Origin of the sequence: Prevotella lacticifex (assembly GCF_019973375.1) — a bacterium.
Taxonomy (GTDB): Bacteria; Bacteroidota; Bacteroidia; order Bacteroidales; family Bacteroidaceae; genus Prevotella; species Prevotella lacticifex.
On sequence record NZ_BPTV01000001.1, the window covers coordinates 587,016 to 611,364 of the forward strand.

A 24,349-nucleotide genomic window follows, 5' to 3' on the forward strand; every position below is an offset into this window, starting at 1 on the left:
AGAAACTATATCGAGATATCTATGAAAGTCCTACGAAAGACCATCCTTCTATTGCTCATAAGTCTTGCAGTCCTGCCGCTGTCGGGTCAGGACGATGTTGCCACACACCGTCTTTATCTCTCCGGCCACGGCTGTGACGACATGGTCAAGTGGCAGTTCTACTGTACCGACGGACAGAATTCGGGCTGTTGGACTACCATCGGCGTACCGTCGTGCTGGGAACTTCAGGGCTTCGGCACCTACCAGTATGGCATGCGGTTCTACGGTATCAAGAATCCGCCGGGTATCGCCAACGAGAAAGGACTGTACAAATACGAGTTCACGCTGCCCGAATCGTGGCGCAACCGGCAGACAGAGATTGTCTTCGAAGCCGTCATGACCGATGCCAAGGTGACCATCAACGGTCGTAAGGCCGGCTCCGGCACTCATCAGGGAGGTTTCTATCGTTTCGCTTTCGACGTCAGCGACCGCGTCAATTTCGGTAAAAAGAAGAATCTCCTCGAGGTGGAAGTGAGCAAGGAGAGTGCCAACGGACAGGTCAATATGGCTGAGCGCCGTGCCGACTATTGGAACTTCGGCGGTATCATCCGGCCCGTATTCATCGTCTCCAAGCCCGTGTTGAACATCCGTAGGGTGGCCATCGACGCAGGTATGGACGGCCGTTTCCGTGCCGACTGCTTCCTCAACCGTGCCGTCGAAGGGGCCAAAGTGCACACCACGGTCAAGGATCTTGCCGGAAGAACGGTAGGCTCTTGTGTCACCGACTGCCGCAACAGCGATGTCGCCCATGTCGATTTCGTTGTCCGCAATCCACGGCTGTGGACCGCCGAGACCCCCAACCGCTATGCCGCTACGTTCGAACTCATCGGCCGCGACGGTCATGTTCTGCACCGCGAGAGCCAGAAATTCGGCTTCCGCACCATCGAATACCGCAAGTCGGACGGCATCTACGTCAACGGCACGAAGATTATTCTCAAGGGTGTCAACCGCCATTCCTTCCGTCCGGAGAGCGGTCGCACACTCAGTCCGGCTAAGTGTGTGGAGGACGTAGAGCTCATCAAGTCGATGAATATGAACGCCGTCCGACTCTCACATTATCCTGCCGACCCCGAATTTCTCGATGCCTGCGACTCCCTCGGACTCTATGTCGACTGCGAGTTGAGCGGCTGGCATTGGGCTCACGAGACCGTTGTGGGTTCCAAGCTCGTTGAGGAAATGGTCACCCGCGATGTCAATCACCCTTCTATACTGTTCTGGACGAACGGTAATGAGGGAGGCTTCAACTACGATCTGGAGCCTTTCTTCCATAAATATGATATTCAGAACCGCGTTGTCCTCTACCCCTGGGCCAACCGCAACGGCTTCGAAACCAAGCACTATCGGTCTTATGGCGAGACCGAGGAGTACATGCGCGAGCCCGAAATCTTCATGCCGACGGAGTTTCTCCATGGTCTTTACGACGGCGGACACGGTGCCGGACTTGCCGACTACTGGGCAATGATGATGTCGAATCCCCGTTGCGCCGGTGGCTTCCTGTGGGATTTGGCCGATGAGGGCGTCGTCCGCACCGATAAGGGCGGAATCATCGACTGTATGGGTAACTTCGGAGCCGACGGCATTGTGGGTCCGCACTTCGAGAAAGAAGGCTCCTACTACACCATCCGTGAGGTGTGGAGCCCCGTTCAGCTGCGCCGGATAAATCATCCGTCGGCAGCTTTTGCCGCTGCAGACAGTATGGAAGTCACAAACCACTACAACTTCACTAACCTCCGCCAGTGCACCTTCCGCTACCGCTATCTGTTCATGCCGGAACCCGGCAGCGACCGTGTCGTGACACTGAAGAGCGGTCGGCTGAACCCCATAGATGTCCGACCGGGACAGAAAACCCTCCTCACCATCACCGACGCACCCCGCAATGCCGACTGCATAGAGGTCACCTGCACCGATGCTTTCGGCAAGGATATCATGACATGGAGCTGGCCTCGCAGTACGGTAAAATCGCCAAAAACATCGAATTCATCGTTTCTGCCGGTATTCTCCGACCGTGGCGACAGTCTCACCGTTACCGCCGGAAATACCGTTTACACCTTTTCTCAGTCGACGGGGCACCTCAATGCCGCTGCCGTCGGCGGTCGGACAATCCATCTTGCCAACGGTCCGCGCTTCGTGGCGGCACGTCGCAGCGACCGCAGTTATGACCAGTTCTACAACCACGACGACCCCGACGCGGAGAAAAAGAAAACGCAATACACGCTGTACAAGGACTATGCCACCTTTGCTGGGTTCAGCCATGACGGCAATAAGCTCGTCGCGCACTACGACAACGGCACCGTCGACAGCGTCGTGTGGACCTTCGGCGCCGATGGAACCGCCATTATTAACGTCGGTTACCACTTCGGTGGAGTTGTCGACCTTATGGGTGTCAGTTTCGATTACCCCGAAACGGACGTCCTTTCGAAGTCGTGGGTCGGCAACGGACCCTACCGCGTGTGGCAGAACCGGCTGCAGGGCCCTCAGTATGGCTACTGGTCGAACAGCTACAACGACCCTATTCCCGGCGAGAGTTGGGATTATCCCGAGTTCAAAGGCTACTTTGCCGGTGTCGACTGGATGCGTCTGCATACCACGGAAGGCGATATCACCATCGGCAATGACCCACATTATTATATAGGAGTCTACGAACCGCGCGACGGGCGCGACCATCTGCTCTATGAACTTCCTCATACCGGCATCTCCATCCTTGGCGTTATCCCTGCCGTCCGCAACAAAGTCAACTGCACCGACCTCAATGGTCCGTCGGCACAACCACGCTGGCTCAGTGGCAACGGTACGATACAGTTCAGCCTAAAGTTTGAAAAGCCATGACGATACGGAAAGCCATACTCCTTGCCGCAGTCCTTGTGGCGACGCCGTTGGGTTCCAAAGCCTTGAACTATTGCCTCGGAAACGGGATTTCGTCGTCAAAATCACCCATTTCATCGGGCTTCGGAGCAGCTGCTGAAAGCCTCTCGCCCCTCACGGCTAATGCCGCAGCAGTAGCTAATCTTCCCCATATTTCGGCTTGTGATAATCCTGCTGCCGCCACCATCGCCCCAAAAACGTCGGCTGAAGAGGCCGCCCGCCCGTGGACATTCTGGTATTGGATGTACGGCGCGGTGTCGAAAGCAGGTATTCATGCCGACCTCTGCGGAATGAAGGACATCGGTCTTGGCGGCTGCTATCTGATGTTCATCAGGTCGCCAAAGGATAAACCCGAGTTCCATGGTACCGCTACCCAGCTCTCGCCGACGTTCTGGTCGATGGTCGACTACGCTTTCGCGCAGGCCGACTCCCTCGGTCTGAATATGGGCATCCATGTCAGCGACGGTTTTGCCCTGGCCGGATTCCCCACCATTACCCCCGCCGAGAGCATGCAGAAGGTGGTCTGGACCGACACCGTCATCACCCGCCGCGACTACCGCCGATACCTCCGTAGCCATAAGACCATTGCCGATTATCCCGTCGATAAGCCCGAATCCTACCGCGGCTACTATGAGGATATTGCCCGGATAGCCATTCCCTGCAATGAGATTCCGCGCCGGTGGACCCCCGACAGCATCATCCTCTCGCCCGAAATTTCCTCAAAGAAAGGCTATTGGCTGGCCTCGCGCCCCGCCAGTATTACCTATTCGTTTGCCTCACCGGTGACCGTCCGCAGTATGATTGTGGAGCCCGAAGGCAACAATGTGCAGTCGGAGCGCCTCCTTGTTGAGGCTTCTGCCGACGGCATCAGCTACCACCGCGTACGCCAGCTCGTCCCCCCACGACAGGGATGGCAGAACACTGGCAGTGCCTATACCTTCGCCCTGCCACCTACCAAGGCCCGTTTCTTCCGTTTCTCGTGGACTCCCGCGGGTACCGAACCGGGCTGTGAGGACCTCGATGCGGCCAAATGGAAACCCCTCTTGAAGCTCCGCAATATAGTCCTCTCGAACGAATCGCGCATCGACAACTACGAGGCCAAGAGCGGAATCGTATGGCGTGTGCCTTCCGACTCGCTCCTTCCGCCCGCTGCCATCGATGCTTCGGACGTGCCGACCGACCGTTCGCCGTACGTCAGAATACTCCGCATCGGCCACACCTCGACCGGACAGATGAACGCTACTGCCGGTGGTGGCAAGGGATTGGAGGTCGACAAGTTCTCCGTCGGTGCCACAAAGAAACTCCTCGACGGATGGTTCCTGCGGTTCGCAGCCCGTCCCCACGCCTCGGTAGTGAAGTACTTGCATGTCGACTCGTGGGAGTGTGGTGCTCAGAACTGGGGCGAGAATTTCGCCGACGAGTTCCGGCAGCACCGCGGCTACGACCTTACACCCTATCTGCCAGTACTTTGCGGCTATGCGGTAGAGTCGCCGGCGAAGAGCGAACAGGTGCTCCGCGATGTCCGCCGGACTATCAACGACCTTGTCAACGACAAGTTTTTTGCCACCGTTTCGGCCGTGGCCCACGACCACGGTATGCTCGTTTCGCACGAGAGTATAGCCCCAACCTTCCCCGCAGACGGTATAGAGCACTACCGGCTTTCCGACATTCCGATGGGCGAGTTCTGGCTCCGCTCACCGACGCACGATAAGCCTTGCGACATGCTTGATGCCGTTAGCGGTGCCCATGTTTACGGCAAGAATATCGTCCAGGCTGAAGGTTTCACTGAGGTCCGAGGCACTTGGGACGAGACTCCCGCCATGATTAAACCCCTCCTCGACCGCAATTTCTGTCTCGGCATGAACCGGCTGTTCTTCCATGTCGATGCCCACGAACCCTATCCCGACCGTCGTCCGGGGATGACCCTCGACGGAATAGGCCTCTTCTTCCAGCGCGGCAACACGTGGTATGGGGAGTCGAAAGCCCTCGTCGACTACATCCGGCGCTGTCAGACAGAGCTCCAGAAGGGCACACCCGTCGTTGATGTGGCTGTGTTTACGGGCGAGGAGATACCATCGCGGTCCGTAACCCCCGACCGTCTCGTACCGATGCTCCCCGCACTTTTCGGTCCGCGGCGTGTCGAAAGCGAGCGCATCCGTCTCGCCAACGTAGGCCAGCCCCTCGAGGAATCGCCCGTCGGCGTGACCCATTCGGCCAATATCTTCTCGCTCGACGGCTGGAGCAACGCCCTCGGTGGCTACAAATACGACTGCGTAGGACCCGATGCGCTGCTCTCGCCGGCCTTCCGCAGCGGTCGCTGTCCGGCATATAAGGTCCTCGTTGTGCCCCGTCAGTATGCTCCCGGTGTCAAAGCCGCGCCACTGTCGGCTGCCGTCAGCGCACGCATCGACAGCTTGCGGCGCAGTGGGATGATCGTCATCACCGAACCATACGCCGGTCGCGACTTCTCCGAATACGGCCTGCAGCCCGACATCGTGCTCCCCGACAGTATGGACTATGCCCACCGCCACACCGACAGCGGTGAGATTTTCTTCATCAGCAACCAGGCTCCGCGGCCCCGGACCGTCACGGTCTCGTTCCGCGGTACGTACACTTCGGCCACCATTATGAATCCCGTCGACGGACGGTCGGAGCCTCTCCGCCTCTTGGCAGCTCCTGACGGCCGCACCGCAGCTCGCCTTTCGCTGTCAGCTTATGGCTCCGCCATCATCCGGCTCAGTAGCGACAGTGCCGTCGTGGCTCCCCTCCGGCCGAAGAAAGAGCACACCGTCGTGATGAGATGTGGTCGCGGCAGCAGGATTGTCTTCGACGAATCGGGCATCAGCCGGCCCCTTCCCGTCGGCGAGCCCCTTCGTATCGACTGGTCGGTGAGCCCCGACGACAGCATTGCCTATTATAGCGAACATGCCACTATAGAGACAACGGTGGACGTCAGCGAACACTTCGACGGTTGCACACTGATGCTCGTCGATGTCCGCGACGTTGCCCACGTCTTCGTCAACGGCACCGACTGCGGCATTGCATGGACGCCTCCCTACGCTGTCGACATCACTCCGGCCCTGCACCGGGGCCGCAACAATGTTCGTATCATAGTCGTCAACACGTGGCACAACGCCCTCCTCGGCGCCGACAAGGGCCACGCGCCCTTCGGCGGCATCTGGACCAACGGACGCTACCGTACGAAGTCGGACCGTCTGTTGCCCGCCGGACTGCTCTCTCCCGTAGAATTGAAATTCTGGAAATATGAAAATGAATAGACTACTTACCCTTCTCTCAGCATTGCTTGTCGCCATAATGGCACAGGCCAAGGTCGTCATGCCCCGCTTCTTCGGTGACGGAATGGTGCTCCAGCAGAACACCCGCTGCCGCCTCTGGGGCACGGCTGCGGCCGGAAAGACCCTTATCGTCCGACCATCGTGGAACGGCCACGGCTACACTACCAAGGTCGATGCCGGCGGCCGGTGGACACTTGAGGTGCCGACCCCGTCGGCCGGAGGCCCTTACGACATCACCCTCAGCGACGGCGACCGCCTCACCATCCGCAACGTCCTTATCGGTGAGGTGTGGATATGCAGCGGACAGTCGAATATGGAGATGCCGATGAAGGGCTTCAAAGCCCAGCCCGTCGAGGGTGCCGATGCCGACCTGCTCAGCTGCCGCGACCCGCGGCTGCGCCTTTTCACCGTCAGTCGCAACGCCACTGCCCAGCCTGTCGACACCGTTGTCGGACAATGGGATGAGGCTACGGCCGCTACCGTGCGCCAGTTCAGTGCCACGGCCTACTACTTCGGCAAGGCCCTGCGCCAGAGTCTCGACGTTCCCGTCGGCCTCATCGTCGTGTCGTGGGGCGGCAGTGCGTGCGAGGCGTGGATGAACCGCAAGCGGATGGACCCCGCGTGGCTCGATCCCTTCAAGTGTGGTGGTGACAGTGTGACGACGGCCGACGTCAAACGCCTCCACCAACGCTGTCCGACAGCACTCTACAACGGCATGCTCCATCCCCTCGTAGGACTGTCGATGCGTGGCGTCATCTGGTATCAGGGTGAGGAGAACGTCAGTCGTGCGTCGACCTATGCCGACCAGCTGTCGACGATGATTCAAGGATGGCGCCGAGAGTGGGGCCAGGGCGACTTCCCGTTCTACTACTGTCAGATAGCACCTTACGACTATTCGCTGATAGGCTGGAACTACAACAGTGCCTTCCTCCGTGAGCAGCAGAGCCGCGTAGAGGCTCTCGTGCCGAACAGCAGGATGGCTGTGCTCATGGATGCCGGACTCAAACGGGGTATCCACCCCCGCAAGAAGCGGCAGGCCGGCGACCGTCTGGCACTACTCGCCTTAGGAAACACCTACGGCATGGCGCGTCTCCCCGACTATGCCAAGTATAAGAACGTCGAGTTTCATGGTGATACTGCCGTTGTGGCCTTCGACAACAGCCGTGAGTGGATATACTTCGATAACGGAACACCAGCCGACAATTACGAGATTGCGGGCAGCGACCATGTTTTCCATAAGGCTCAGGCTTGGATCACGCGCAACCGCCTCTACCTCCGCTCCGACAGTGTCCGACAGCCTGTGGCCGTGCGTTATGCCTTCCACGACTGGGCCGACGGCGACCTCATGCACGACGGACTGCCGGTGAGCAGTTTCCGGAGTGATAATTGGTAAATATCTTTACACTTTTCAAAACATGCCATTTCGCGTTCTGAAACGGTCCGTTTTAGAATGCGAAACGGTCCGTTTTGCAAGCTGAAATGGGCCGTTTTGCAACGCCAAATGGGCCTCTTTTGAAACTAATTGAATATCAGTGAGTTGCAAAGGCGAATCGGTTCTTTTGCCGTTTTGAAATATTTTTACTCTTTCGGCAAGCCTGACTGACCCGTTGCAGAGCACTGCTCCTTGTGACCGTCCGCCCATTCCGCGGGTTAAGACCGTATTCTCCGGTTGATGGCATCGGCTGTCCGCCTCCGCACCCGAATCTATATTCATCTCCGTTGGGTATGCTGTCGTATTGCATTTTCTTGGCTGAAAAAATGGGAAAGCGACAAAAAATGTGTAACTTTGCAATCACTAATCTAACTAATGCGGCAATTGTCCGACAAATGAAAGAAAATATTATATGAGACATCTTACAGTATTACTACTGCTCTTCGTGACTATCGCTCTCGGTGCTGCCGAGAAGCCCTCCGTAGCCGGATTCTTCCCGATAAGCAATCAGGGGAGGATGGTATGGGATTTCAATCCTCAGTGGCGTTTCCATTTGGGCGATGCCGACGGTGCCTGGCGCGCCGACTACGATGATTCCGGCTGGGAGGTGGTGAGCACTCCTCACTGCGTGAAACTCGAACCGGCCGAAAGCTCCGGCGGCCGCAACTACCAGGGTGTGGCGTGGTACCGCAAGGTGTTCACGGCTCCTGCCGACCACCTGACCCTTTACTTCGAGGCCATCATGGGCAAGCAGGACATCTACGTCAACGGCAAGCTCGCCGCCACGCATCTCGGCGGCTATCTGCCGGTTATCGTCGACCTCGACAAGGAGAAAATAAGGAAAGGCGACCGTTGCGTCGTGGCCGTCAAGGCCGACAACAGCGACGACAAGTCGTTCCCGCCGGGAAAGCCTCAGGCTGGTCTCGACTTCTGCTATCATGGCGGCATCTACCGCGACGTGTGGCTTCTGTCGCGCAATCCCATCCACATCACCGACCCCTTGGAGGCCGGTCGCAAGGCGGGTGGGGGAGTGTTCGTCCACTATTCCGACATCACCGCGAAGGCTGCCGACGTCCATGTCAACACCGACGTGTGCAATCTGTCGGCATCGGCATCGAAAATCGTTGTCGAGAACAGTCTTGTCGACAAGAACGGGCGCACCGTTGCCCGCAAGAGCAATACGCTGACCGTCATGGCCGGCGACACCGTTACGGCCGTTGTCAGCATGCATGTCGCACGCCCCAGCCTGTGGTCGCCTGAGTCGCCCTATCTCTACACGCTCGTCACACGCGTCAAGCAGGGCTCGCGCACCCTCGACGGTGGGGCCACACGCATCGGCATCAGGAGTGTGGAGTTCCGTGGTGCCGACGGTTTCTGGCTCAACGGCAAGCACTACCGCCAGTTCATCGGCGGCAACCGCCATCAGGATTTTGCCTATGTGGGCAATGCTGTTCCGAACAGTCAGCAGTGGCGCGACGCCCTCCGGCTGAAGAGCTTAGGGTTCAATATCATCCGCACGGCGCACTATCCGCAGGACCCTTCGTTCATGGATGCCTGCGATGAGCTTGGACTTTTCATCATCGTGGCTACCCCGGGATGGCAGTTCTGGAACTCCTCCGACCCGCGGTTTGAGCAGAGAGTATATAAGAATACGCGCGACATCATCCGCCGCGACCGCAATCATCCATGTGTGCTGATGTGGGAACCGATACTCAACGAGACCCGTTTCCCGAAGGATTTCGCCCTGAAGTCGCTACAGATAACGAAGGACGAATATCCCTATCCCTACCGTCCGGCTGCCGCTGCCGACGTCAATTCGGCCGGTGTCCGCGACAATTATGATGTCGTTTACGGATGGCCCGGCGACGATGCCAAGGCCAACCGCCCCAAGCAGTGTATCTTCACGCGTGAGTTCGGTGAGTATGTCGACGACTGGTATGCCCATAACTGCATCAACCGCGCAAGCCGGTCGTGGGGTGAGCGCCCCATGCTCGTGCAGGCTCTCTCGTTGGCAAAGACCACGGAGGAGATGTACCGCACCGGCGGACAGTTCATCGGTGGTGCGCAGTGGCATCCCTTCGACCATCAGCGTGGATATCATCCCGATCCTTACTGGGGTGGCGACTACGACGCGTTCCGGCAGCCGAAGACCGTCTACTGGTTCTATGCCGCTCAGAATAAGGCTGTTACGGACCGAAACGAGGTTGGTGCCGACAGCGTGCTGGCCCGTCTCAACCGGCCGATGGTACATATAGCCCACGAGATGACACCATTCTCCGACAGCGATGTGGTGGTGTTCTCCAACTGCGACAGTGTCCGTCTGACCACTTACGACGGCGAGAAGAGCTGGACGCTGCCCGTCCGCCACACCCCGGAGGGATGCAGCGATGCTGAGCTGAACACCCAGTTCTCGGCTCCTGTCATCTTCCACGATGCCTGGAACTTCTGGGAGGCCCGCGATCACAGCTATAAACATAAGGCCTGGCAGAAGGTTAAGATGGTTGCCGAGGGCATCATCGGCGGCCGCGTGGTATGCTCCGATGTGAGGATGCCGTCGCGCCGCAGCACGAAACTGCGCCTCTCGGTCGACGAGATGGGCCGTAAGCTCGTCGCTGACGGTTCCGACTTCGTCGTCGTAGTGTGTGAGGTCACCGACGACAACGGCAATGTGCGGCGCTTAGCGAAGGAGAATATCCGGTTCACGGTGACCGGCGAAGGCCGTATCGTCGGCGACAATGCCGGCATTAACGCCAATCCGCGGGCCGTGGAGTGGGGCTCGGCGCCAATCCTTGTGCAGTCGACGCGCCGCGCCGGACGCATTCATATTCATGCCGAGGTGCAGTTCCCCGGTGCTCATGCGCCCCAGCCAGTCGATTTGGACATAGAGTCGGTGCCTGCCGAGATGCCGTTCGTGCTGAACAACGGGGTGAAGGCCGGTGACGAGAACACCGCTCCCGCAGTGATGTCTGCGGCTGCCACCGCTGCTGTAACGCCGGTGCCGACAGCCCGTCTGACCGATAAGCAGAAGGCTGACATCCTTAAAGAGGTCGAACAGCAGCAGGCCGATTTCGGTATTAAGTAGACAATACAATATTCTGCGAGTGATGAGGGAATGCCAATGGAATGTCGGAATTTTTCTGTGAGGGCGCAACGGTGAGGACAAATCTGCTAAAACCACTGCTGATAATGCTCGCCGTCCTTCCTCTGTTTGCCGTAAACAGGGGAAGGAACGTCGTCGACGGTACTCCCGCACCGGTCGCCACCGGCAATGCCATCGTGGAGAACTATACCGTCGAAGACGGACTTCCCTATGGCATCGTGAGCAGTGTGATACGCACCGGCGACGGATTCATGTGGTTCGGCACGTGGTATGGCGTCAGCCGTTTCGACGGATTGCACTTCCAAAACTACACGGGACTCTTCTCGTCGAAATCAGACCAGCCGCCGAGGAAGGTCGAGACGATGGTCGAGGACGGTCAGGGCAATATCTGGGTCAAGACCCTCGACTGGCGGCTGTCGGTGCTCTTCAAACGTGAGGACAGGTTCAAGAATGTCGAGAACGAACTGAAACGCTATACTAACAACCTGCAAATTATTAAGATACAGTCCGACTCGCGCGGTCATGTGCTCCTCCTTACGAAGGATAAGAATCTCCTTCTCGGTTCCACCACTGCCGACGGACGTGTCGAACTGCGCCTCATTGCTAATTCGCACGGTGCCATCGACAAGAGCAGTATGCAGTTGCGCACCGACCTTGTCGACATCCGCAACGGCTATGCGGCCTGGGTGGGACGCGACTACAGCATTTTCGCCATGCCGATAGCAACGGGTAGGAGTGCCGCATACCATAATTTGGATTTCTACCGCCAGCGGTTCCGCGGGCTTGATGAGGCCTCGCACCGCTGCACCGACGCCAAGGGGACGGTGTGGGCCCTTGCCGACGGACATCTCTATGGATATAACCCAAAGACTCATCAGCAAGCCGATTATACCCTTGCGCTGTCGGGAAAGATTACGAGTCCGGTATTCTGCCGGTCGGGAAACCGCCTCTTTGTGCTCACCGAAGCCGGCGAGGCTCTGTGCGTCAATACCTTGACGATGAGGGTGATGCCGGTGAATGCCGCTGAGGGAATGACTCAGGGCAAGCCCACGGTGAGGTATATCGGCATGCTCGCCGACCCCTCCGGCGACCTGTGGCTGACGACGGCGGGACGCGGAATATACAAGGTGACATTCCCGTTGTCGCAGTTCCGCCTCATCACCGTACCCGATTCGGGCAACAACGGCATAAGGTCGATATTCCAACTGGCCGATGGCGATGTGTGGGCGGGCTCGCGCAACAAGAATTTATATATCTTCGACAGCTCCGGGCGACTCAAACAGACGCTCCGCTACACCGATTACGGCATCGGCTCGGTATATAATATCATGGCTGACAGTCGGGGACGGCTGTGGCTGTCGACGAAGGGCGACGGCCTCGTGCTCGCCACGGCCGACGCGTCGCAGCCCTGCGGATGGCGGTTCCGCCACTTCCGTCACGACCGCAACAACCCCGCAAGCATCGGTGGTAACAATGTCTACGTCACTTATGAGGACTCGCAGCATAATATATGGGTGGGAACACTCGACGGCGGACTCAATCTGCTGACGGAAAATGGTGACAGCATCACCTTTTATAATAAGCTTAACGGCATGACCCACTACCCCGGCTACGGACTGTATATGGAGGTCCGCAACATGGTGGAGGACGGGTCGGGACGGCTGTGGGTCGGGACCATCGACGGTCTGATGGCTGTCAACACGCAGTTTCGGTCGCCGGCCGACATCCGTTTCGATACTTTCCGCGACCGTCAGGCCAGTCCTTTCGTCAACTCCGATATCTACACACTCTTTCGCGACAGCCGGAAGAATGTGTGGGTATGTGCCTTCGGTGGCGGATTGAGTCGCATGACGGGATATGATTCGGCTGCTAAGGTACCTATATTTAATAATGTGGGACTGCGCGAAGGGATGGAGAACGATGTCGTTCTCTCCGTCGTCGAGGACTCGCGGCGGCAGCTCTGGCTCGCCGGTTCCGACCGTTTGTCGTGCTACGATGAGGCTGCGAGACGCGTTCGGACGTTCGGACGTTCCGATGGTCTGCCGCCGATAGTATTCGAGGAGGGTGCGGCCATGCGCAATACCAATGGCGAACTGTGGATGGGAAGTAAGGAGGGAATACTCGTTTTCCGTCCCGACGGACTCATGCAGCCTAAGGATTCTTTCCCCGTTTATATTGTCGGCTGTACCGTTAACAATCAGGATATAAGACATTTAGACCACTCTGTCACCGACGGTTCTATAACTTACTCGGACGAGATGAGGCTCAGTCACGACCAGAACATGCTCACCCTGACGTTTGCCGTGCTCGACTACGGTAGTCAGAACAATATCATCTGCCGTCATCGCCTTGAGGGTTTCGACACCGACTGGCACTATGACGGGCGCAACCGCATGGCTTCCTATTCACAGGTGCCATGGGGCGAGTACACGTTTGTGGTCGAGGCTGCCGATGCTGCCAACCCCGGTCATCCGGCGGTCAGACGGCTCCATATCGTCATTCTGCCGCCGTGGTGGGCTACGTGGTGGGCTTATGCCATATATTTTCTGCTCGCTATGGCTGCGGCCGTGGCTCTGTTCCGGTATGTAAGGTATCAGATCCGACTGAAGAACGACCTCTATGTGCAGTCGAAGGTGGCCGAATTCAAGCGTCAGTTCACCATGGAGCAGGAGGATAAGGCCTTCATGCAGAGGGTCAAGGATGCCGTTGAGGCTAACATCGACAAGGCCGATTTCGACATGGATGCCCTTGCCGGAGAGCTCGGGATGAGCCGCAGTGCCCTCTTCAAGCGCATTAAGGCACTTACGGGAGAGTCGCCGTCGGAATTTGTCAGAAACTACAAACTGACCAAGGCCGTTGATCTGCTGACGCATTCCGACCGCAGTATCACTGATGTGGCATACGCCTCAGGCTTCAGCGACGTCGGTTATTTCGGCAAATGTTTCCGGAAAAAGTATGGCATGAGCCCACGTGACTATAAGAATAGGAAAGAAAATTAAAAAAATAAAAATTTAAGTGTTACAGTATTAGACCGTGTCCGTCCTTTTGATGAAAGTTAACTTTTTTACGACATAAAACTATTTCTACCTGAATGACGGTCAAAAATATAGCCATTTCCCTACTTGTGACATTCTTGTCACTGCCCTCTTTCGCGCAGCAATACCATATTGCGGCTTGCGACTGGATGATGCTCAAGCGACAGAAGATTGGTGAGTTTGCGCTGGCTCGTGAGCTCGGGGCCGATGGTGTGGAGATGGATATGGGACCGCTCGGTAAGCGCGTACTCTTTGATAACCAGCTTCGCGACAGAGTTCAGGCCGCCAAATTCCGCCATCTTGCCGACAGTCTGCATGTCGCGGTGGCCTCGGTGGCGATGAGCGGGTTCTTCGCCCAGAGTCTTATAGCCCGCGACAACTATCAGGACCTCTTCGCCGACTGCCTCAGAACGATGCGGATGTTCGGCTGTAAGGTGGCTTTTCTGCCCCTCGGAGGTTGTGGCGAAGGATGGAAACGCCCCGGCAGCGAGCATGATGAGCTCGTCCGGCGGCTCCGTGTCATCGGTAGTATGGCCCAGAAGAATGGGGTCATCGTCGGAATAAGGACGGCCCTCGATGCTAAGGCCGCCCGCCGTCTGCTCAAGGAGATAGGCAGCGACGGCATAAAAATATACTATAGCTTCCAGGATGCCATCGATAATGGCCGTGACATCTGTAAGGAATTGCGGTGCCTCGGACGTCGGCGAATAGTGCAGATCCACGCTTCCAACACCGACGGAGTGCTGCTCAAGGACGATCCGGCGGTCGACCTCGTAGCCATAAAGCGGACCCTCGACAAGCTGAGGTGGTCGGGATGGCTCGTCGTGGAGCGCAGTCGGGATGTGAAAAGAGTGCGCGACGTGAAGTACAATTTTGGCGAAAATATCGCTTATCTGAAACGAATCTTCCAGTCGGAGCCTGCTCCTACGACCTTAAAATGATGATAGTGAATCAATCCAAAAACCAATTATATTGACTAATAAACTCAAAACCAATAGATTATGAAAATGAAACATCTCTATCAGCGACACGCTTTCGGCGCCGTTATCGCAACAGCTTTCGTTGCAATGGCATTGGCATCGTGTGCTGTCGACGGCTATGACGATGAGACGTTCAGCGGTGGTGTGACAGGACAGACACTGTCGTCGCCGGCTGCCGACTCCATTGTCTTCACGGCAAATGCCGATGGTACGAAGACAACCATCTCCTGGCCTGTTGTCTACGGGGCCGGTGGATACTGTTGCTCGGTTCTTAACGTCAGCGACGAGAGCCATCCTGTCGTCGTGGTGGGCGACACCGTCGTCGACGGTACGACCCTTGTCGTGCCGCGAACGGAGGACGTCAACTATTCGTTCTCCATCAGAACGGTGGGCAATGAGGAACTCGGCAACAGCGATGCGGCTGAGACGACAACGGCGTTCTTTTCGTCCTATCTCCCCGGATACGCCACAATACCCGACGGTTCCGACATCGCCGAGTGGCTATCGCAGAACGCCCTGCCCGAGGATAAGGGCGAAGTGGCCCTCGACCTCGTCGAAAACGGTCACTATACGCTCAATGCCAATGCCACATTCGGCAACGCTCCTGTGACTATCAGGACCACCAGCAGCAACCGTGCGACCATCACCGTGGGTGCCGATGCCAGTTTCGTGATTAAGGGAGGCTTCAGTCTGAAGAACGTTGTTATCGATGGGTCGAACTGTTCTAACCCTCTGATACTCATGAATGCCGAGCCTAACCCTGCAACGAAGAACACCGTGTCGGACAAGGGATTCTATTATATTGAGGACCCGGTCAAGATTGTAAACTGCCTTGTCAGCAATCTCACCGACGAAGTGATTAACAACAACAAGACTCAGTACTGTATTCATACCTTCCTTGTCGATAACAGCGTGTTCCACTTTAACACTGCAAGCGGCCACGGGTCGGGTTCATACTTCAATATGTACAATAACGGAGCCTGCATCAACGATTTCACCGCATCGAACTCTACGTTCTACAACACCTCCGACAACGAGATGAAGTACTTCATCCGTTACAACAACTCCGGCGGTCCTAAGCGTACGGGTTATTCAAAGGCTACTGTGACACTGCGCCAGTGCACATTCTATAATGTCGTAAAGAAGAGTCAGGTGGCCAACTACGACGGTCTGCGCCGCACCGACCTCGCTACCTTCACCCTCGACCATAACATCATCGCCGACACGGGCAACAAACAGTTCGTCCGCAGGTTCATTGCCGGAGGCTCATGGAGCGATGCCGGAATAAAGAATTTCACCTCCAATACCTATGTTATGGACGGTGAGGATGCCTGGACGATGCCCGATGCCGCCGACCCAACGACGTGGACGGGTGAGGCTCAGTATGATCAGACGGGTACAATCGTTGCCGGCGATCCTGGCTTCAAGGACGCTGCCAATGGCGATTTCACCGTCAGCGGTGCCAACCAAATAGCAAGTCGCAACGGCGATCCGCGGTGGTTGCCGTCGGCTCAGTAACAAACTACTTAAGACTATAGGTCATGAAGACAAACAATATCAAGACATTAGCGTTCGGACTGGCACTGACATGTGCCATTCCGGCAATGGCACAGAATACGACAACGATAAAGGGAACCGTCGTCGACGAGAATGGCGATCCCGTCATCGGAGCCACCATTCACGTGCCTGGGACAAGACAAGCCACCGTTACCGACCTCGACGGTAACTATTCGATAAGCGCGCCTAAGGGAACGACGTTGACCGTGACATACGTTGGCTACAAGCAAATCTCCACTAAAGGCGGCCGTATAATGCTGAAAGAGGGCGACACCGACCTCGACGAGGTTGTCGTCGTCGGTTACGGCACCCAGAAGAGGGCTCACCTCACGGGATCTGTCGAGAGCATTCCGGTCGACGAGATACAGGATATCTCCTCCGGCAACCTCGCCTCGACGCTCTCCGGCCTCGTCAACGGCCTCAGCGTGTCGGGCGGAGAGTCGCAGCCGGGAGAGGCAGCGCGTATAACCATCCGTACTGCCAACACCCTTGGCGATATCGGATCGACCGTTCAGCAGCCGCTGTTCGTCATCGACGGATATATCTATCCTAACGATGTGAAGGTCGGCAACGTCCAGCAGAACCTCGGCGCAGAGGCCTTCAACAACCTCGACCCTGCCGAGATTGAGAGCATCTCCGTCCTGAAGGATGCCTCGGCAGCCGTCTATGGAGCCCGCGCCGCCAACGGTGTTATCCTCGTTACTACGAAGAAGGGAAAAATGGGAAAGCCCGTCATCAGCTATAGCGGACAGTACGGCTGGACCGATGCAGTGGCAACACCTAAGATGTTGTCGGCTTACAACTACGGACGGCTGTACAATGAGATTGCCGCCCGCGACCCTCTGAACACCACCCTCGACCATACTACCGGCCTCTTCCAGGCCGATGAGCTTGAGGCGATGAAGGGAATGAACAACGACTTGCTCGACAAATACTGGAAAACCGGTTTCACTCAGAAGCACAGCGTAAACATCAGCGGTGCCTCCGACCGCGTCAACTACTTCGCCGGAATAGGATATTTCGACCAGGACGGTAACCTCGGACGCCTCGACTATAACCGCTGGAACTACCGTGCGGGCGTCGACGTGAAAATTTCGAAGTGGCTTGGAGCCGGAGTGACTATCAGCGGTGACTACGGCAAGCGCAATACGGGCAACGTGAAGGTTGGCGGTAGCTCCGACCAGAAGCAGTATAACCTGCTGCTGATGCGTCCTTACTATCTGCCGGAGTACATCGGTGAGAACGACGAGTACCCAATTCTCAACTACGGACCGACAAACAGCGAGGCCAATCAGAACCAGCGCTACAACTACGACCTCCTCATCAACGACGGCGACTATTCGAAGTCGATGACATCGAACCTCAATATCGGTGCCAATATCAACTACGATTTTGGATGGAGCAAGGCCCTCAAAGGCCTGAAAGTGTCGTTCCAGTACAGCAAGAGTATCAACACCAACAAGGGCAACGAGTACGGTTCCAACTTCACCATATATAATATGCAGAAGCGCTACGGCTCAGGCTCACACCTCTACAGCCCTCTTGACGGCAGCGACGACTACTCATTATGGGATCTGACGAACCTCGTAGCCCATAAGTACGACAACGGCAACTACCTCGCCCGCACCGACGTACGCACCGACAACTACCAGATGAACTTCACCGTCAACTACGCCCGCGACTTCGGCCTGCACAATGTCCAGGCCCTGTTCTCCATAGAGAAGAGCGAGGCCGAGAGCGAATACCAGCGCAGCTCGGTCACGAATCCTTATGAGTTCACCACCGGTCAGTCGAATTCTGCCGACGGAACGCAGACCGGTGTCTTCACACGGTCGGAGAGTGGCTCCCTCTCGTACATCGGACGCGTAAACTACAGCTACGCAGGCCGTTACCTCTTCGAGTTCCTCATGCGTGCCGACGCATCGCAGAAGTTCAGTCCCGAAAACCGCTGGGGCTACTTCCCGGCAACATCTATCGGCTGGATAGCTTCTGAGGAGAAATGGTTCAAGAAGGCAATGCCGTGGTGGAACTTCCTCAAATTCCGTGCCAGCTTCGGTCTGACAGGTCGTGACAACACCACGGCATGGCAGTGGATGCAGGTCTACGCGCAGGATAAGAACCGCGGAGTGCTCTTCGGCGACTACACCAAGGACACCGGCAACCGCATCACCATCAACAAGAACAACTCGGCTGTCAACCGCGACATCACGTGGGATAAGTCGTATAAGTTCAACTTCGGTATCGATAACCGCTTCCTTAACAACCGCTTGAGCGTCGGCCTCGACTTCTATCGTGAGTGGAACCGCGACATGCTTATCAATATCCTGCAGGCCGTTCCGTCGACGGTGGGTACACAGTCGGCAGCGTCGAACAACGGTGAGATCGACAACTGGGGATGGGAGCTCTCTCTCGGATGGCGCGATAAGATTGGCAAGGACTTCAAGTACAATATCGGAATCAATACCGGTTACTCCGACAATAAGGTGCTCCGTATGGACTTCGACCAGAATTTCTACTATCGCCAGATACAGCGCAACGGCCGCACCGACATCGGAACGTGGGGTATGCAGTGCATTGGCATGTTCCGTTCGTTCCAGGACATCGACGAGTACTTCACCAAGTACCACATCACTTCCTACATGGGCATGAGCAAGGATCAGGTCCGCCCGGGAATGCTTATATACAAGGATGTCCGCGGCTCGCAGCATACCGATGCCAACGGTAATATATATTATGACGGCCCCGACGGCATTGTCGACCGCGACAACGACCAGGTGCAGCTCGGCCACCGCGGCAATATCTACGGATTCACCCTCAATGCCGGCGGCTCATGGAAGGGACTGTCGTTCCAGTTGCAGTTCGGTGCCCACTGGGGTGGCTACACCACCGTTCCGGCCCAGGCCCTGACGGCCAGCGCTATCGAGTACACCAACATGCCATCGTTCTGGAATCCCGACAATGTCTTTGTCTATCAGAACGTCTACGACGGCCAGGGCAACCTCATCCAGGCTGCCAACCGCAATGCATGCCTGCCTAATCCGGGCTACAGCATCAACACCGTGGCATCGAGTTTCTGGCGCATCAGCGCCGCTCAGGTCACTCTGAACCGCCTCACCCTGGCCTACTCGCTGCCGAAGGCTTGGCTCAAGGCCCTCGGAATAGGTATCCAGAACGTACGTCTGAACCTCACGGGACAGAACCTCATCAACTTCTACAATCCTTATCCCGACAACTTCTACAGTCCGTATGCAGGCACTTACGGCAACTATCCGAACCTGCGTAAGTGGACTCTCGGTGTGAATGTCAGCTTCTGATGAGTCGTGAAGGGTATTATTTATACATAACTCAAAAACTATTTAGGCAATGAAAGTAATACGATATGCAGTCCTTGGACTCGCCGGCATGATGGCTCTCGCGTCGTGCAGCGATAAGTTCATCGACGAAAAGAAAAACTTCGACAACGTCAATACCGACATTTACAACTACGAGAGCGGTATCAACGGACGCCTCAACGACCTCTACTCGTGGTCGCTGCCCGACGTTAACGTGCAGGATGTGCAGCGCTGGAAGTCGCCGTCGGAGGGTACCAACGATATGTCCGGCAAGTCGACAGAGGAGTATTCAGGCTTCTCCGTCTTCCTCGATCCGCAGAAGGAGCTCACCTCCTCGGTGGGAACAGACCAGGTGCCCGACCTGTTCATGGGCGACAAGGGTAACATCCAGGCCAGCGTCTACGGCCGCATCCGCAACATCAACGACTTCATCACCAACGTGAAGAGCCACAGTGCCGCCGACGACGTGAAGGCCAAGGCCCTCGGTCAGGCCTACTTCTTCCGTGCGTGGTGCTACTATATGCTCATGAAGTGGTACGGCGGAGTGCCATTGGTGACTGACGTTCAGGACCCTGTCGAGTCGAGTTTCACCGAACGTTCGTCGGCCCGTGCCACTAAGGACTTCATCATCTCCGATCTGAATATGTCGGCTAAGCTGCTCGCACCATACACTATGAACGGCGGATGGGACAGCGGCAACTTCGGGCGCATCACCACCGGCACCGCACTCGCCCTCAAGGGCCGTGTGCTCCTGCTCTGGGCGAGTCCGCTCTTCAACCGCGCCAACGATCAGGAGCGCTGGACATCGGCCTACAACACTATGAAAGCCGAGAAAGACTCCATCGATGCCTGCGGCTACCACCTCTATAAGAGTGGCAAGAATGTTAACGGTTCCGACTTCGCGGCTATGTTCCTCCAGACCGGTGTAAACCCTGAGGCCGTGTTCGTGACCCTATATAATAATGTGGCTGGCGACGGTCTCGACAACCAGAAGAACAACTCCTGGGAGCGCTGGATACGTCCTCACAACACCACCGGCTCCGGTTTCAACGCCTCGGCAATGCTCGTCGACATGTTCCCGATGTCGGATGGAAAGATTCCGGCAGGCACCGGCACCTACACAAAGCTCCAGACCTCCAGCGTGAGCTACGACAGCAGTCTGCCGTTCCTCAACCGCGACCCGCGTTTCTACCGCACCTTCGCCTTCCCCGGATTCCGTTGGGCTTATCAGGGCGATGCCTCCGCGGCCAACTCGCTGTATCCTAACGATGGTCCCAACTATGTGCTGTGGAACTATTGCTGGTATCTCAATGCTGACGGCAACACCGATCCTGAGAACACCAACAACTACTTTGCCGACGGACTGCTCAACTCCGGCAAGTCGGGAGTATATGTCCGAAAGAAGAGCGACGACCTCGATGTCAACGGCTCACCGCTCTATCAGTGGCAGGCCACAGCCTCCAACGGCGGCTTTGCCTACAGCGGCGCACAGCTCATCGAGCTGCGCTATGCCGAGGTACTGCTCAACCTCGCCGAGGCTGCTTGCGGTGCCGGACAGATGGGTGAGGCTGTCAGCCTGCTCCAGCAGATTCGTGAGCGTGCAGGCTACACCGCCGATAACAACTACGGACTGCCCGACAATCTCACCGGCGACCAGGCAGCGTGCATGAGTGCCATCCTCTATGAGCGTCAGATTGAATTCGCCTACGAGGGCAAACGTATGGACGACATGCGCCGCTGGATGCTCTACGATGGCGGAGCTCATCAGCCTGAGGGCGCACCGGCCGACTGGACACTGACCGGATGGGGCGGCAACACCTGCACATGGCTCGGTGTCAAGCCGCTCAACGGACAGCGCCGTGAGAATATGGTCTTCCGTGTGGCCGACAGCTTCGGCACTGGTGGTGTCACCGCCGACACCGACCCGCTGAAGAACGAGGCTCGTCCTGCCGGTGTCGATCTGCGACTCTCGGGTGAGGAACTGACAAAGCAGATGAATGATCTCGCCGACTGGTACCGCACGCACCTCGTCCGTCAGATGAAGAAGGGCGACTCCTACGACCAGAATCACATCACTGAGTTCATCAACTTCCGACCGAAATACTACTTCCTCGGCTTCAATCAGGCTGTCAGCAACGCCAACACACGTCTGCCGCAGACATGTGGATGGGTCGACTACAATACCGGCTCGCTCGGTACTTTCGACCCGCTGGCCGAATGACGACCTCCCTTCGGGGTAGTAAGAAAAGTGATATTTAATATTGGAAAAGGTTCCGTGGATTTTCTGCGGAACCTTTTTTGTTGCCTTCTCTCTGCCTGACTAAATTCTTCTCCAGTCGGAAAACCGCACGTCCTGCCTCACATCCAATCCCATCTCAGTCATCATACCTCCACAAAACCAATCATCTGATTTATATGAAAAATCTTTACTGCGTTCCAATACATGCCGTTTGGGCTTGCGAAACGGTCCGTTTCATCGCCTGAAATGGTCCGTTTTGCAAGCTAAAACGGTCCGTTTTGCAACCCAAAACGGCATGTTCTTGTATGTCGTTGAGTATCAATGGATAACACGAGTGGCCATTTCGAGAATTTGATTTGAATAATCTTTACGTTTGTGTCAGTCTTGATGCTGCGCAAAGTTGTCTTTGTCTCCGTCCTGTTACCTTCAATATTACGAATCATTGGTATTTTTGTTGCTGTCTTACACCTCGGAAATAAAAATAAAACGCATTTTATTTTGTATTTCATTCGATTTGGACTATATTTGCAGAAAAAACAAAACTATGGCAACAGCAAGGCGATATCCGATTGGGATACAGACTTTCGAGACTGTCCGAAAGGAGAATTATGTCTATATCGACAAGACCGGCTTGATTTACCAGTTGACCCATCAGGACGGAAAATTCTATTTCCTCAGCCGGCCTCGTCGGTTTGGCAAATCTTTGCTTGTATCCACCTTGCACAGCTACTTTGCGGGTAGAAAAGACCTGTTCAAGAATCTCGCTATAGCGAATTTGGAAAAGGAATGGAATGAATATCCAGTGCTTCATTTTGACCTGAGCGGTGCCAAGCACATGGGTAAAGACCGGCTATTGCGTCATTTGGACTTCTTGCTTAGTGCACAAGAAGAGGACTTCGGTGTTGTTGACCATCCGGAAGATGTCAGTGACCGCATGTCGAATCTTATTGAGAAGGTATATAAGAAGACAGGACAGCAGGTTGTCGTCCTCATTGATGAGTACGACGCGCCCTTGCTCGACGTCGTCCACGAAGAAGAAAACTTGAACGACCTTCGACAGGTGATGCGCGACTTCTACAGTCCGCTAAAGAAGAGTGAGCCCATGCTTCGATTTGTGTTCCTTACCGGAATTACAAAGTTTTCTCAGTTGAGTATCTTCTCTGAATTCAATAACATCAAGAACATCAGCATGGATGAGAAGTATGCTGCTCTCTGTGGCATCACCAAGGAGGAGCTTCTCACCAAGATGTCGCCGGATATAGACAGCCTTGCTGTACGGATGAAGAAGTCACATCAGGAAGTCCTCGATGCCCTGGCATACAATTATGACGGTTATCATTTCACATGGCCATCGCCCGACATTTTCAATCCGTACAGCCTGCTCAATTGCTTTTCTGACGGGAAGATAACCGATTACTGGTTCAGTTCCGGTACACCCACCTACCTCATCAACATGATGCGGAAGTTCAATGTCCTCCCCACGGCCTTGGGTCCCATGGATGCCCAAAGCCAGGATTTTGATGCGCCGACAGAAAGGATGACCTCGCTCACGCCCTTGCTCTATCAGAGCGGATATATCACCATCAAGGGCTATGACGAGATGTTTGACAGTTATAAGCTTGACATCCCCAATCATGAGGTAGAACTTGGACTGATGAGGTCGCTGATACCTTACTATATAACGCCTGATACACTTACTACGAACAACACCATTGTCAACATGGGTCGTGCCCTGTATAACAACGATATTGACGGGATGATGGGACTCCTGAAGAAGTTTCTTCTGACAATACCCTATACCGACAATACTAACTACGAAGGGCACTATCAGCAGGTGTTATATATCATCTTCACGCTTATGGGGGCTTGGGCAGATGTAGAAGTCCACACGGCAAAGGGGCGTATAGATGTTGCCATGATATTCCACCGGCATCTGTATATTTTCGAACTCAAGCTTGATTCCACTGCAGAGGCAGCAATGCGGCAAATCAATCTTAAGGATTATCCGTCGCGTTTTTCGCTATCGGGTTATCCCGTCACTAAGGTTGCCGTCAATTTCGACAGTAGCACGCATACGGTCAAGGATTGGATTGTGAAATGAAATGATGTGAGGCAAATATGAGGCTATAAATTATATTGTCAAAATGATGAAAAGAATTGTATTTTTTGCTTCTCATTTCTTGCCCATAAGCATCACCACACATTACGAGCTCTTGTTCCGAAACAATCACCAAATGTAAATCCGAAATATTCTTATTTCGTAGAAGCTATTTTCAATGGCTTATCTTGCGCAATCCAAACAACAAGCGTATCTTTTCAAAGTATAAGAAACGAAAGTACACATGTGGAACAGAATTGGATTATTGTTACCATTATGTTACTTCTATCTTTTCCGGTTATATGTAACTTGTTAGGTCTTAAACAGTTATTAGTTCGTTGGGGATTTTATATGATGTGAGCCTCAAATGGAGTAATTG

The 24,349-nt window shown here is 55.5% G+C and carries 10 protein-coding genes; all 10 read left to right on the top strand.

All coding sequences use genetic code 11. The features are described from left to right. Window positions 1–21 precede the first annotated feature (21 nt). The 10 genes from LDN30_RS02155 to LDN30_RS02200 all read left to right on the top strand — a co-directional run bounded on the left by LDN30_RS02155 (window position 22) and on the right by LDN30_RS02200 (window position 23,973). Entirely contained in the window at window positions 22–2,865 is a 2,844-nt protein-coding gene (locus tag LDN30_RS02155; protein WP_223924964.1) for a glycoside hydrolase family 2 protein, read from the top strand. Further along, window positions 2,862–6,179 carry a glycosyl hydrolase gene (locus LDN30_RS02160; RefSeq protein ID WP_223924966.1) on the top strand — a complete coding sequence of 1,106 codons (3,318 nt, stop codon included), beginning with the start codon at window positions 2,862–2,864 and terminating at the stop codon, window positions 6,177–6,179. Before LDN30_RS02155 ends, LDN30_RS02160 begins: the two co-directional genes overlap by 4 nt. Continuing rightward, window positions 6,166–7,590: a sialate O-acetylesterase gene (locus LDN30_RS02165; protein WP_223924968.1), complete on the top strand. Its 1,425-nt coding sequence runs from the start codon at window positions 6,166–6,168 to the stop codon at window positions 7,588–7,590. The genes LDN30_RS02160 and LDN30_RS02165 overlap by 14 nt, the downstream gene beginning before the upstream one ends. 451 nt (window positions 7,591–8,041) lie before the next feature. Beyond that, the gene (locus LDN30_RS02170; protein WP_223924969.1) at window positions 8,042–10,711 is read left to right on the top strand and encodes a glycoside hydrolase family 2 protein; all 2,670 of its coding nucleotides are present in this window, start codon (window positions 8,042–8,044) and stop codon (window positions 10,709–10,711) included. Between the two features lie 41 nt (window positions 10,712–10,752). Then, window positions 10,753–13,728, top strand: coding sequence for a two-component regulator propeller domain-containing protein (locus tag LDN30_RS02175; RefSeq protein WP_223924971.1), 2,976 nt, complete (start codon window positions 10,753–10,755; stop codon window positions 13,726–13,728). Window positions 13,729–13,820: 92 nt separating this feature from the next. Further along, a complete protein-coding gene (locus tag LDN30_RS02180) occupies window positions 13,821–14,705 on the top strand; it encodes a sugar phosphate isomerase/epimerase family protein (RefSeq protein ID WP_223924972.1) in 885 nt (294 codons plus the stop codon). A 60-nt stretch (window positions 14,706–14,765) separates the two neighbouring features. Further along, entirely contained in the window at window positions 14,766–16,262 is a 1,497-nt protein-coding gene (locus LDN30_RS02185) for a DUF4992 family lipoprotein (RefSeq protein WP_223928607.1), read from the top strand. Window positions 16,263–16,285: 23 nt separating this feature from the next. Continuing rightward, window positions 16,286–19,615: a SusC/RagA family TonB-linked outer membrane protein gene (locus tag LDN30_RS02190; RefSeq protein WP_223928608.1), complete on the top strand. Its 3,330-nt coding sequence runs from the start codon at window positions 16,286–16,288 to the stop codon at window positions 19,613–19,615. 49 nt (window positions 19,616–19,664) lie between these two features. Next, complete coding sequence (locus tag LDN30_RS02195) at window positions 19,665–21,854, top strand: RagB/SusD family nutrient uptake outer membrane protein (protein WP_223928609.1); 2,190 nt, start codon at window positions 19,665–19,667, stop codon at window positions 21,852–21,854. 562 nt (window positions 21,855–22,416) lie between these two features. Next, complete coding sequence (locus tag LDN30_RS02200; protein WP_223924980.1) at window positions 22,417–23,973, top strand: PD-(D/E)XK nuclease domain-containing ATP-binding protein; 1,557 nt, start codon at window positions 22,417–22,419, stop codon at window positions 23,971–23,973. Window positions 23,974–24,349 lie beyond the last annotated feature (376 nt).

Coding starts and splice junctions, on each gene's coding strand:
- LDN30_RS02155 (WP_223924964.1), top strand. CDS start 22: ATGAAAGTCCTACGAAAGACCATCCTTCTATTGCTCATAAGTCTTGCA.
- LDN30_RS02160 (WP_223924966.1), top strand. CDS start 2,862: ATGACGATACGGAAAGCCATACTCCTTGCCGCAGTCCTTGTGGCGACG.
- LDN30_RS02165 (WP_223924968.1), top strand. CDS start 6,166: ATGAAAATGAATAGACTACTTACCCTTCTCTCAGCATTGCTTGTCGCC.
- LDN30_RS02170 (WP_223924969.1), top strand. CDS start 8,042: ATGAGACATCTTACAGTATTACTACTGCTCTTCGTGACTATCGCTCTC.
- LDN30_RS02175 (WP_223924971.1), top strand. CDS start 10,753: ATGTCGGAATTTTTCTGTGAGGGCGCAACGGTGAGGACAAATCTGCTA.
- LDN30_RS02180 (WP_223924972.1), top strand. CDS start 13,821: ATGACGGTCAAAAATATAGCCATTTCCCTACTTGTGACATTCTTGTCA.
- LDN30_RS02185 (WP_223928607.1), top strand. CDS start 14,766: ATGAAAATGAAACATCTCTATCAGCGACACGCTTTCGGCGCCGTTATC.
- LDN30_RS02190 (WP_223928608.1), top strand. CDS start 16,286: ATGAAGACAAACAATATCAAGACATTAGCGTTCGGACTGGCACTGACA.
- LDN30_RS02195 (WP_223928609.1), top strand. CDS start 19,665: ATGAAAGTAATACGATATGCAGTCCTTGGACTCGCCGGCATGATGGCT.
- LDN30_RS02200 (WP_223924980.1), top strand. CDS start 22,417: ATGGCAACAGCAAGGCGATATCCGATTGGGATACAGACTTTCGAGACT.